This is a genomic window from Streptomyces sp. NPDC048419 (genome assembly GCF_043200415.1).
In the GTDB taxonomy this organism is placed as follows: domain Bacteria; phylum Actinomycetota; class Actinomycetes; order Streptomycetales; family Streptomycetaceae; genus Streptomyces.
Genome location: NZ_JBICXT010000071.1, coordinates 1 through 11,497, shown reverse-complemented (window position 1 = coordinate 11,497; position 11,497 = coordinate 1). Strand labels below are relative to the sequence as shown.

Below are 11,497 nucleotides of genomic sequence, written 5' to 3'. Positions count from 1 at the left end.
CTCGGCCCAGTCCTCCACTTTCAGCACCCTCCAGATGCTCAAGGGGGTTAATTCTGCGGGAGCACCTGGGGGTCAGTCTTACGAGAGCAACGACAACGCATCCTCGTCATCTCACCACCGGCTCCCAACCCGCTGTGCGCAAGGGTGCTTGGGCAGGGTGCGGCCCGTGGGGCGAGGGGCGCACGGTTTCGGGCCGGGCTAGGTCCAGGGTGGGGTGGGGTGCCGTCGGGGTTGAGGCCGTGGGGTCATCGGCGGCGTGCGTAGGCGCGGAAGGTGTTGGAGTTGGAGATACTTTCCAGGCTGCCGGTGTCGACTGCACGCAGGGAAAGGGTCTGCGCCGTGGGGTGGTCGCCGGCGTCGTCTCGTTTCCGGGCGAGTTCGTCCAGGCGGATCTCCAGCAGGCGCTGCGAGCGACTCGCGCGCCTGCTGAACGCTGGAGGACGGGTGTGGGGACATGGGCAGGCCGTTCGTCAGATGCGGTACTGCTCGTGCGGGACGGCGCGCTCCCAGACCGCGTCGGAGGCCGCCGACAGGTGCTTGAACAGGGCCGGGTCTTGGGCGAACTCGTCGTCCACCAGCGCGCCGTCTCCGTCGAAGTGGTGCACCCGAGCCAGCCGGCCGTCGAAGAGCCAGAAGTCGTTGCCGGGCAGGGACAGATCCATCGTCCGGCGGCGGGGTAGCCAGCCAACCTGTTCGCCCGCCTCGAGCAACTCGCGGGTCACGGAGTGCTCCCAGCGGATGTACTCACTCACCGGCTCGGACACGATCCGCGCCCGGCGGATGACCACGCCCCGGCCGACCGCGTCCGCGATCGTCTGGTCGTAGGGATGCCACCACGACGCCCGATCCTGCCAGTTGATCCGTTCGCCACGCCGCCACGCCTTAGAGAGCATCTGATCATTGTTCAGGCCGTTTCGAGAGAGATATCCGTTTCGATTCGCCAGCTTGGTGTGGATTCTCCGGTGAGTTCGCGGGACATTTGTTAGTAGTGCTTCGTTAGGTGTATGCGTTGGCGCTGATCAAGAGCATGTTGGATGCGTGGACACGCATGAAGTGAACCGATTACGGGCCGGGTTGGGGCTGTTCGTGGAGGATGTGTTCGCCTCGGTGCAGCGCAAGGATCAGCGGGCCAAGGGCGAGTGCTATCTGCGGGGGCTGATGCTGGACGGCCGGCGCAAGTCGATCCAGCCGATGGCCCAGCGGCTGCCGGACGGGAACATGCAGGCCCTGCAGCAGTTCGTCAACCAGTCGCGCTGGCCGTGGACGCCGGTGCGGCGGCGGATCGCCGAGCGGCTGGTCCAGACGATCAAGCCCGAGGTGTGGGTCATCGACGACGTGTCGTTTCCCAAGTGCGGGCGGGCGTCGGTCGGGGTGGCCCGGCAGTACTGCGGTGCGTTGGGCAAACGGGCCAACTGCCAGGTCGCCGTCAGCGTGCACGTGGTCACCGACAGCGCCTCCTGCCCGTTGGAATGGGAGTTGTTCCTGTCCGAGGAGTGGGCCCACGACCTCCCGCGGCGTCGGGCCGCGAGGGTGCCCGACGAGGTCGGGCATGTGACCAAGCCCCACCTGGCGTTACGGCTGCTGGAGAGGCTCGGGGGCTGGCTTGGATCGGTGCCGGTGATCGTGGCCGACTGCGGTTACGGCCGCAGTGTCTCCTTCCGCCTGGCCCTGGAGGAACACGGCTGGTCCTACGTGATGGCCGTCGAGCCCAAGGAGGTCGCCCGCCCGGCCGGTGTCGTCCCGTATCTGCCGCCCTACCAAGGACTGGGCCCGCCCACGCTGCCGCGCTATCGCGAGCCGGCCCGGCCCCTGCGAGACCTGGTCGATGCAGGCACCCGCTTCGAGACCGTCACCTGGCGCCAGGGCAGCAAGGGGGCGATGACCTCACGGTTTGCGGTGCTCGAGGTGCGGCCCTCGGGCAAGCAAGCCACCCGCACCGCGCAGGAACAGGCCGGCGGACGCAGCCGGTGGGACGGGGTGCTGCCGCTGCGGAGCCTGCTGGTCGAACAACCGGAGACGGCGACGGAGCCCACCGGCTACTGGATGACCAACCTGCCCGCCACCACCCCGATCGCCGATCTGGGGCGCTTCGCCAAGCTGCGCTGGCGCACCGAGCACGACTACCGCGAGCTGAAACACGGCCTGGGCCTGGACCACTTCGAGGGCCGCACCTGGCGCGGCTGGCACCACCACGTCACCCTCGTCACCGCCGCCCAGGCTTTCCTCACCCTCCGGCGATACGACCCAAAAGCCCGGACAGCAGCCTGACCCTCTACCAAGTCCTCGACGCTCTGCAGGACCTGCTGCGCTGCTGGAGCGGCACCTGCACCACCTGCGGCCGCCCCCTCACCAGAACCAGAACATAACGAAGCACTGCCATCGCCCAGTGGATCATCGTCCGAGATCTCTGTGGAAGAACTTCGTAGTCCCGTGCCAGGCGGCGATGCTGCATCAGCCAGCCGAAGGTTCGCTCGATCACCCATCGCTTCGGCAGTGGTTCGAACCCCTTCGTTCGCCGTCGCTGCACCACTTCCACGTTGATGCCGAGCCTGGCTCCGTGGTTGAAGATGCTGCTCTGGTATCCGCCGTCGGCCCAGACCTTGGACACGCCGGGATGAGCTGCGGCCGGGTCGTCGAGCAGGAGCTTGCCGCCGGTGGTGTCATGCACGTTGGCGGCGGTGATGACGACAGCCAGCACCAGTCCGAGAGTGTCTGTGATCAGGTGCCGTTTGCGTCCTTTGATCTTCTTGCCGGCGTCGATGCCCTGGCTGGTCTCGGCCACGTTTGCCGAGGTCTTCACGCTCTGCGCGTCGACCACGGCTGCGGTCGGTTCTGCATTACGCCCGTGGGCTCGACGCGTCTTATCCCGTAACAGGTCGTGGACTTGCCGGGTTGTGCCGTCCGCTTCCCATTTCGCGTAGTAGTCGTAGACCGCCTTGTACGGCGGGAAGCCGTGCGGCAGGTACTCCCACGGAATGCCAGTGCGGTTGACGTAGAGGATCGCGTTGACGATCTCCCGCAGCTCATGCACCCGGGCTGCCGTTCCGGGTCCGGTCCGTCTAGCTCGCCAGACCGCGAAGACCGGTTCGATCAAGGCCCATCGGGCATCGGAGACATCACTGCGGTAGGGGCGACGAGCACTCACGCCTCGCTCAACGACCACCAACTCCGACAGTCACAAAAACATCCCTAACTACCAACTACCTAGATCAGACGCCCTCTTAAACCGCTCGGTCGCAGCGTACGCGTCGCGCATCTCCAGATGGACGGCCCAGTTTTCGCAGCCGCGCAGGAGATCAGCGAACGTGGGCCCGCTCGACGGCATCGCACGCCTTTCTGATCATCGGAATCATCCGGGCCGGAATCCGGATGATCGCCTCGGTCTCCGGCACGGGGCCGTCTGCCGGGCTTGATGCCTCGCATGCCGCCCAGGTCGCCTCGTCCGGCTTCCAGTCCTGCAACACCACCTCCTGCGCCTCGGGGTCCGCCCACACGGTAGGACAGTGATCGCGGTCGGTGTCGGGGTCGATCCCGACAAACTCAACGGCCATGACGGTCCCTTCTGATTCTTCCGACGGGCTTGCTTGAGCTTGCGCACCAGCCTCATGGCCTGCCTCAACACCGTCAACAGTGCATGCTGCAACGGAAATTGGCGTGCAAGCTCATGCAAGTTCATGGCCCTGGCACCGGAGTTGTTTCTAGCGTCGCGGGATGGACGCCATGACCACGCAGGCCAGGCCGGTGCATGTGGGCCGGCCCGAACCCGAGCCAGTGGGCGGCTGCGACGCGTGCGCCGCGCTGTACCGCGCGCGAGAAGTGGCCCGGCGGGACGGCAACCTGTCCAGGGTCACGGACTGCAACATCGCCATGCGCAGCCACCACCCGGCGGCCGAACAACGATGAGCGCCCCGACCGGGGAACGGACGCTGTCGGCGGAATGCACGCTGGCACAGCGACGCGGCTACGCCGATCTGCAGGGCCAGGGCCGCCCCGCTGCCGTACTCAGACGGGATCGTGCTGTTGTCCCGATGCGGCTGCCTGTGTCACCGGCTCGGACGGGGCGGCACGTGATGAGGGACGCGCGTGTGCCGGGCCTGCGACGAACCGATCACGGACCCGGCGGACGCCGTCGTGGTCGCACACGAGTTGGGCAACTCCGGCCCCGGGAGGGACGTGTGCGCACATCGCGATCACCTGGACGACGTGGACCTGATCGACCCGGACCTGCTGCGCGTCATGACCCGCATCTGGGCCGCGCAGATGCAGGGACTGTCAACTCGCCGTTCCTCAGTGTCGAGTGGGGGCGAACTCCCGCCCACCCCTGGACCGCGGGGACCTGTCGCGCGGCGGCTCGTGTATAGAGGGCAGTCGGGCCGTCGTCCTTCGCCCCTTCTGAGGCTCTTTCATCCTGTGCTGGGGGTGAAATGGGCTGGTCAGAGGTGGTGGTGACGAGGCAGGGCCCCTCGTCGTTGGCGTGGTGATTCCACTCGTCACACCGGCGACCGAAGGGGCCCTGTTGGTTCCGTATCCTGCCATCCCCGACGTCCCGTATGAGCTCGTTGAGCATGTCTCCTGGTTGCTCTACGAGCATCGCCGGGCCCGCAACGCCCGCTGGCGCAAGCTCGGCTGCTTCAAGCAGGCGCTACTCACGCTGGTCCACCTGTGCAAGAACGAGACGTTCTCGCAGCTCGGAGCCGGTTTCGGGATATCCCAGGCCACCGCCTGGCGATACCTCGACGAGGCCCTGGATGTACTGGCCTCCTGGGTGTCAGGCCGGCACGAAGCCCTCACCGGCCTCGGTGAGGGCGACCACGTCATAGTTGACGACACCCTGATCCCCATCGACCTCATCGCCGCGGGCGAGCCGTACTACTCGCAAGAAACACAAGAAACACGGCATGAACGTGCGGGTCATCGCACGGTCCGATGGCACACCGCTCTGGTTCTCCCGCGCGACGCCGGGCCGCACCCACGACCTGACCGCTGTCCGCGCCCACGGCATCGTCCAAGCCTGCCTGACCCGGCAGATCCTCATCCTCGCCGACCGCGCCTACCAGGGCGCCGCCGCCACCGTCCGCACCCCGTATTACCACCACCGCGAACAGCCCGCCCACTACCAGCAGTTCAAGCGCGACCGCGCCCGACTGAGAGCTCCGGGAGAACGCGCCTTTGCACAGCTGAAGTCCTGGCGGCTACTACGACGCGCCGATGCTCTAGCCGCCGTATCGGGACCATCGTCCAAGCCATCCACACGCTGCTGACCTGGAGCCATCCAGGATGAAAGAGCCTCACTGTGTCGTGTACGTCGTGTACGTCGTGTACGGGGTGGTGGGGGGAAGGTTTGGGGGAGGCCCCTAATGTCGACATTGTCGTTGTGGCCGAGTGTGGGTGGGGGAAGAAAGCGCTCCAGTGAACCCCGAACTCATCCCGGGTGCTGTTGGACAGACGCTGCGCTATGACGCTCCCATGAACCAGACGTCCAGGAAACGCTCCGAAGCCTCGGAGTAGGAGTTGCCCTATTTATCACCCCATTACCGGCCATCGGTGCCGGACAAGGAGAAGTCATGCGAATCAAAACTTGTATTGCCTCAATCGTGACTATCGCAGCAGCGACCGCGGGAATTATGATTCCCGCAGCTTCGGCAAACGCCGCCGGATATAGGGGCGGATCTTTTACCGGGCACGCATACAAGTCGTTTCAGGACGCGTACGACGATGCTTTTTCCGGTGCCTCCATGAATGCCCACCTCGCTCGGGCCGAGGAAGCTTTGCACGGCCATCCCGAGGTGGTCTGTGCCCCATCCTGGACCAAGGATCTGAGCTTCACGATAGAGGTTGACAACGGTGACGGCACCAAAACCCCGTCAAAATGGTACGAGTACGAGATCGGCTGGGGATGCTACGTTCCCGGCAACTAGCATTCTTCGGACAGTCGGGCCTTCCTTTCGGCCCAAAGAAACAGAAAGACTGAGAACACGGCAGCTGTAGTTCGTTATCTTCGCCGGTTTCCGTAGCGCAATGCCTGTGATCAGGATCGTGCCATCCAAGGGGCGCTACCCAGGCCGCCGGAAGCCCGCAGGTCGGAGCGTGTTTTCGGTCCGCTGGCGGACTGGGGCGACATAACGAATTACAGCTGCCCGGTCTGTCAACCCACTCCTGAACAGACGAGGGCGCCCTGCCTTACTGCTACATCGGACGAGCCCGAACCGGCGCCCGCAGCAGCGTTCGGAACCTGCGAACTGCGCTGGGCGTGGTGGCGCTGCTGGCCGCCGCCGTCACTGCGGCTTCGCTCTGCGCACGCTGCAGCGACGCCGCCGCAAGCCGGGTCAGGCCATCGTTATCACCGCAGAGCCCCCGCCCGCCGAGGCACAGCTCGCAGCGGCGGCCGAACCTCCGGCGTCATGCGCCTGGACGTGGCGCTGCGCACGATGGTCCGCACCGCCGAACAGGAGGAGCGGAACGTGCCGGTGCTGCGGGGCCGCGCGAATCGATGCCCGCCGTGTCCACGTGCTGGCTGACGACCTCGCTTTCAAACCCCTGCAGCCGTTCTCCCGCCCTGGACGGCATAGGTCCGCGCAGTCGATCTGCCCCATCTGCACGCTGTCGGCGTACACTTGAACGTGGCTCTGGCAAGATTTTCGCAGCCGGAGATCAGCATGACGCGATGGGTGGTCCGCCCGCGCTGCGGGGCAGTCTTTGGCTGTGTTCTGTTGAACTGGCCAAGTTACTACCGCAATTGGCCGGCGTGTTCATGGTCTCGATCGATATCTCTGGTCTTGTTGTGGTGGTCTCTGCTCGTACGAGATCGCATTCTCCCGCGGTGCACGGGGTTCGGCACGCTGAGCGAGTGGGTGCACAGTCGCTACATACGGCACCTCGGCCATGTCGCCCTTGGCGGTTGGCCAGTCCGCATCAACTTGAACGTGCGCCGTCTGTAGTGCGAGAACTCGGCCTGCCCGAAGGTGACTCGCCGAGCAGGTGCCGGGGCTGACCGGGCGCTACCAGCGGAGTACTCCGCTACTGCAGAACCTGGTCGAATCGGTCGGCGTTGTGCTGGCCGGCCGGGGCGGAGCGAGAATGCTGCGCATCCTCTGCGTCAGGCTCTCGCGGTGCACCGTGCTCGCGCAGCTGATGCGGGTGCCGCTGCCGTTATGGTGACGCCCCGGGTGCTGGGCGTGGACGACTTCGCGCTCTACGGCGACACCTACGGCACTCTCCTGGCCGATACCGACACCCGGCTCCTGCTGACGCTGCGGGAAGGCAGAGACGCAGAACACTCAGCCGCTGGCTGCGCGAACATCCCGTGGTGGAGATCGCCTGCCGCGACGGCTCGCTCACCTACCGGCAGGGCATCGCCGACGGCGCCCCAGAGGCGGTCCAGGTCAGCGACCGCTTTCACCTGTGGCAGGGCCTGTCCCGGCGCGTGCAGGAAGTCGCCGCCGCCCGCCGGTGCTGCCTGCCCGAGGCTCTCCCTGTCCCGGAAACAATCGAGCCCGAGCTCGCGAACGCCGCGGCGAGGGAATCCGAGTCGGCAGACATTCCGGTCACCCGTCATGCCCGACGGCTCTTCGAGGCCGTGCACGCACTGACCGATGTCGGGCGATCATACAGCTCCGCGGCCCGCGAGCTGGGCCTCGACCGTCGCACCGTGCGCAAGTACGCAAGGGCCCGCGCTTGGCACGAGGCCGTTCGCCGCCCGCCACCCCGCCCCTCCACCCTCGATCCATAACTCGACTACTTGCGCAACGTTGGGACGAGGGCGAACACAGCGCCAAGACCCTGCACCAAGAGCTCGTCACCAAGGGCTACTTGGGCCACTACCAACGCGTGAAGATGGCCGCCGCACTCCTGTGGCACGGGCCTGCCCCTGTACGAGCCGCGCGAGCGGCCGCCCTTCCCACGTGAAGCCGCCCGCTGGATCATCACCGCCCCTGACCGGCACGGCCCGTACATCGCAAGGCGTCTGCGACGGCTGCTCGAACACAGCCCGGAACTACGCAGAACACACGAACTGGTACGCCAGTTCGCCGCCATGCTCGATGCCAGTGATGCCGCACCGCTGCCTCACTGGCTCGACATGCTCACTGCCAGCGGACTGGCTCCGCTGGCCGGTGTCGCCACTGCTCTGCGCGAGGACCAGCACGCGGTCGCGCAGGGGATCACCGCCCTCTACAACTCGGGGGTCAACGAAGGTCGCATCATCGACGTGAAGCTCCAGAAGAGCATCATGGCAGGACGTGCCGGCGTCCCACTCCTGCGCCACCGAGTCATCCTGATCGCCCACATACGCCGCCGCTATGCGGACGCGCCTCTCACGGCGTCAAGATGATCTCCGACTACGAAAATCTTGCCAGAGCCACGTTCACGTGTACGCCGACACCCGCCGGGCCGTGACCTCACACCCACCCAACAGATCGTCAACCGTGCGCTGTCCGCAGCCTGGACACCGGTCAAGCGTGGCATCGCACGACTGAAGTCCTGGCGCATCTTCCGCAGATCCCGATGCAGCCCGAATCGAATGACGTCAATCACTGCCGCCGTCCTCACCCTGGAGCGGCAACGCTGAAACAGCTCACCGCTCCGCACCGGCTCCGCCGGACCCACGCCTTCCTCGACTGGCTCGCCAGGCCCGCCGGTGGCTGTCGTATTCCGTCGGAATGACCATCACCGCCACCATCCACCAGGCCGTCCTGAGGATCCCGAAGAAAGCATGGACACCGGCCTACGACGCCGACGGCACCGAACGGCCCGGTGCCTGGGTCGCGGAGATCACCGACATGCCCGACCTGACCACCTGGCCGAAGGGGCATGAGGCTGATCGTCCGCAAAGAACGCCCGCACCCCGGCGCCCACTTGCGCTTCACCGACCTCGACGGGCTGCGACTGACCTGCTTCGCGACCAACGCCCAAAGGGAGGCCTGCTCGCCGACCTCGAACTGCGTCACCGCCGCCGGGCCCGCTGCGAGGAGCGCATCCGAAACGCCCGCGACACCGGACTGCGCAACCTGCGCCTGCACGACACCGCACAAAACCGGATCTGGCTGGAGATCGTCTCCCTCGCACTCGACCTCCTCGCCTGGATGCCGATGCTCGCCCTGGCCGGCCAAACCCGCCGCTGGGAACCCAAGGAGCTCCGCCGACGGCTGCTCTCCGCCACCGCCCAGCTCGTCACCACCGGCCCCCCCCGCTGGCTCCGCTTCAGCACCCGATGGCCCTGGACCAGCGAGATCACCCGGGCAATCAACCAGCTCCAAGCGCTGCCGAGCCCCGGCTGGCCAGCCGCTTCAACCCCCCAACGATCCGCACCACCACACCGGGGAGGTGGAACCCGGCGCCCACCCGACGCAGCAACCGGGCCGTCAACCTGCCCCAGCCCCGAAAAGAGCGCACCTCGCAAACACAGAGCCCAGCCAGCACACGGAGGACTCGTGAACGATCGAGGCGAGGAAGGCCGGCAGAGCCGCCACGACTCATCCGATGATGCTGCCGGGTGTAGGACAATTCCTGTCGCCGCTTGGATCCGGCTCTGTGCGCTCCGGCAGTCTCGACGCCATGCGGTCGGCTGAATCGCTTGCGGGATCCGGGACACGTGCAAGACCGGCGGGAAGCGCACGTTGCAGCCTGAACGCAGCAGGCAGGCCGATCAGCAGGGTCGCCATGCACGCCATGAACAGTAGTCGCGTACCCGACGGACCCGAGGCGAGAAAAGCGGTAGACACGGCGGCTCCCAGGAGCCAAGCAGTCGTGTGCGTAACCGCCTGCGCACCGTTGTAGCGACCGCGGATATGGGGGAGCGCGAGGTCGTTGACAATCGCTTGAACGACGGGAGTATAAAGCGTCTCGCCAATTCCGAACACTGCACCAACTGTGACTAGAAGTGCAGTCCCGTGGCCCAGACTAACAACCACGAGCATCCAGGAGACAGTCATTATGGCCATCGCGGACCCGAGTACCACGCCGCGGCTGCGGCCAATAACCAGCCGCTGAATCGGCAATTGCAGAGACAAGACGGCAATCGCATTGACAGCATACATCCAGCCCAGAGCGGCGGGGTTAATCCCGCCGTTAACCACGAGGGCTGGCAGTCCTATCTCAAATTGTGTAAATCCGACGGAAACAACAATTGCTACGATCGCAAGCAACCAGCGCATTGGCCGATCTTCGAATACTCGGCGATAGCTCGAAGAACTCCTGGATCCATCCAGATCCTCGGGCTTCTGAGGTAGGGAATTTTGTCTGCCCCCCACACGGATAAACGTTAGGATGGTAGCGGCATAGAGAATGTAAGACGCGCCATCGAGGATGTAGATAAGGGGCAGGCCTTCTGTGGCTGGCTCTCGACTTAGCACGAGCGCTGCGGTGGCTGCACCGCTAGCGGCACCGAAATTGATTGCGGTCTGCCGCCAGGCGAAGGCGGTTTGCCTGCGGGTCTGTGGCACGGTGATTGCCAGCATGGTGTCCAGGGCCGGCATGCACATAAGTTGGAGAGCAGTCACTATCGAAGCCGCTGCCAAACCGAAAGCCGGCTGCCGGGCCGAAGCCAGAGCGAGAGAAGCAATTCCCGCGCCGGCAAGGGTGATGGCAGCAGCGTACTTTGAACCGATCCTATCGGTTAGCGGACCACCCGCAGCAGCGCCAGCTATCGCCAGCAGAGCGCGCACAATCAAAAGCACTGACGCCGCGGCCACGGCGACGCCGCACACCTTGTAGAGATAGACGATCAGATAGGAGACAGTGGCCCCTGAGCCAAATGCCGAGAGCAGTTCGCCGCCTAGTATCACCCAGGCAGATGCTGGCAGGGAGAAACGTCTAATATTGAGGGTTGGCATACTTGAACCTATCTATCTCAAGCATCTCGACTGGATATGTTGATGCAGGTCTAGGGGTCGAAGTGCTGTAATTGCTGCCTGCGGAATTAATTCACATAACTAGACGGATGGGGCCGATAATGAAGCTAGCTGTATCCTCGCTCTAGGCCGCAGGGGATCGCCGGCCGTCGCCGCTGTGTGGATCCGATGAGACTTCATCGGCGCGAACCCGATTGGCGACGGAAAGGGCAACGGAGTCGCGCCAGAGTCAGCACCAGCATTTATGCGATAAACCTCACGCCGCTTACTTTCAAGTATTTACCGGCATTGGCGGCATGTGAGCACTATGGATAGGGGCTCCGCCGAATTCTGGCTTCCGTCTGGCGGTGGTTGAGAATTTCAGAAAGGGCAATGCCACCACCATTGCCCGCAGCCCGACACGAACCGATCCACAGACACCACCAACCAATCCCCGGACGCCCAGGGCCGTCTCCGGATCTGGGCCCGCCGTCAGTCCCCGCAGGCAGCCGGGCCGGGCGGCACCCCTCACAGGCGCCCCCGGCCCGCACCACCCCATCTCACAGTTACCGCGCGACGGCGGCCTGGGGAGTGGTGGGCCGAGAGGGCACGACGCACGACGGCCTGGGGAGAGGGCACGCTTCATGATCTCCTCCTAGCTAGCAGATTGG

General features: G+C 65.3%; 9 protein-coding genes and 3 pseudogenes. 8 read left to right on the top strand and 4 right to left on the bottom strand.

What is annotated here, in order from left to right; all coding sequences use genetic code 11:
* Window positions 1-470: 470 nt before the first annotated feature.
* Window positions 471-893 carry a DUF6879 family protein gene (locus ACGFYN_RS47030; RefSeq protein ID WP_393872123.1) on the bottom strand — a complete coding sequence of 141 codons (423 nt, stop codon included), beginning with the start codon at window positions 891-893 and terminating at the stop codon, window positions 471-473.
* Window positions 894-1,038: 145 nt separating this feature from the next.
* Between ACGFYN_RS47030 and ACGFYN_RS47025 the strand changes: the two genes are divergently transcribed.
* Complete coding sequence (locus tag ACGFYN_RS47025) at window positions 1,039-2,268, top strand: IS701 family transposase (protein WP_393872122.1); 1,230 nt, start codon at window positions 1,039-1,041, stop codon at window positions 2,266-2,268.
* 4 nt (window positions 2,269-2,272) lie between these two features.
* On the opposite strand, the gene ACGFYN_RS47020 is transcribed toward ACGFYN_RS47025, so the two are convergent.
* Both ACGFYN_RS47020 and ACGFYN_RS47015 read right to left on the bottom strand, forming a co-directional pair.
* On the bottom strand, window positions 2,273-3,145 hold the full coding sequence (locus ACGFYN_RS47020) for an IS5 family transposase (protein WP_393872121.1): 873 nt from the start codon (window positions 3,143-3,145) through the stop codon (window positions 2,273-2,275).
* A gap of 151 nt (window positions 3,146-3,296) precedes the next feature.
* A complete protein-coding gene (locus ACGFYN_RS47015; RefSeq protein ID WP_393872120.1) occupies window positions 3,297-3,551 on the bottom strand; it encodes a hypothetical protein in 255 nt (84 codons plus the stop codon).
* A 160-nt stretch (window positions 3,552-3,711) separates the two neighbouring features.
* On the opposite strand from ACGFYN_RS47015, the gene ACGFYN_RS47010 reads away from it, so the two are divergent.
* The 7 genes and pseudogenes from ACGFYN_RS47010 to ACGFYN_RS46980 all read left to right on the top strand — a co-directional run bounded on the left by ACGFYN_RS47010 (window position 3,712) and on the right by ACGFYN_RS46980 (window position 9,566).
* Complete coding sequence (locus ACGFYN_RS47010; RefSeq protein WP_393872119.1) at window positions 3,712-3,903, top strand: hypothetical protein; 192 nt, start codon at window positions 3,712-3,714, stop codon at window positions 3,901-3,903.
* A gap of 571 nt (window positions 3,904-4,474) precedes the next feature.
* A pseudogene (locus ACGFYN_RS47005) lies at window positions 4,475-5,281 on the top strand (transposase family protein).
* 283 nt (window positions 5,282-5,564) lie between these two features.
* On the top strand, window positions 5,565-5,918 hold the full coding sequence (locus ACGFYN_RS47000; RefSeq protein ID WP_393872118.1) for a hypothetical protein: 354 nt from the start codon (window positions 5,565-5,567) through the stop codon (window positions 5,916-5,918).
* A 1,349-nt stretch (window positions 5,919-7,267) separates the two neighbouring features.
* Window positions 7,268-7,729: pseudogene (locus ACGFYN_RS46995) on the top strand (transposase); the annotation flags it as partial.
* A gap of 132 nt (window positions 7,730-7,861) precedes the next feature.
* Window positions 7,862-8,329, top strand: a complete 468-nt coding sequence (locus ACGFYN_RS46990) for a transposase (protein WP_393872124.1) — start codon at window positions 7,862-7,864, stop codon at window positions 8,327-8,329.
* A 54-nt stretch (window positions 8,330-8,383) separates the two neighbouring features.
* Window positions 8,384-8,566: pseudogene (locus ACGFYN_RS46985) on the top strand (transposase family protein); the annotation flags it as partial.
* Window positions 8,567-8,657: 91 nt separating this feature from the next.
* Complete coding sequence (locus ACGFYN_RS46980; RefSeq protein ID WP_393872117.1) at window positions 8,658-9,566, top strand: transposase; 909 nt, start codon at window positions 8,658-8,660, stop codon at window positions 9,564-9,566.
* Here the strand turns inward: ACGFYN_RS46980 and ACGFYN_RS46975 are convergent.
* On the bottom strand, window positions 9,471-10,781 hold the full coding sequence (locus ACGFYN_RS46975) for an MFS transporter (protein WP_393872116.1): 1,311 nt from the start codon (window positions 10,779-10,781) through the stop codon (window positions 9,471-9,473). The two genes, ACGFYN_RS46980 and ACGFYN_RS46975, sit on opposite strands and share 96 nt — an antisense overlap.
* Between the last annotated feature and the right edge of the window lie 716 nt (window positions 10,782-11,497).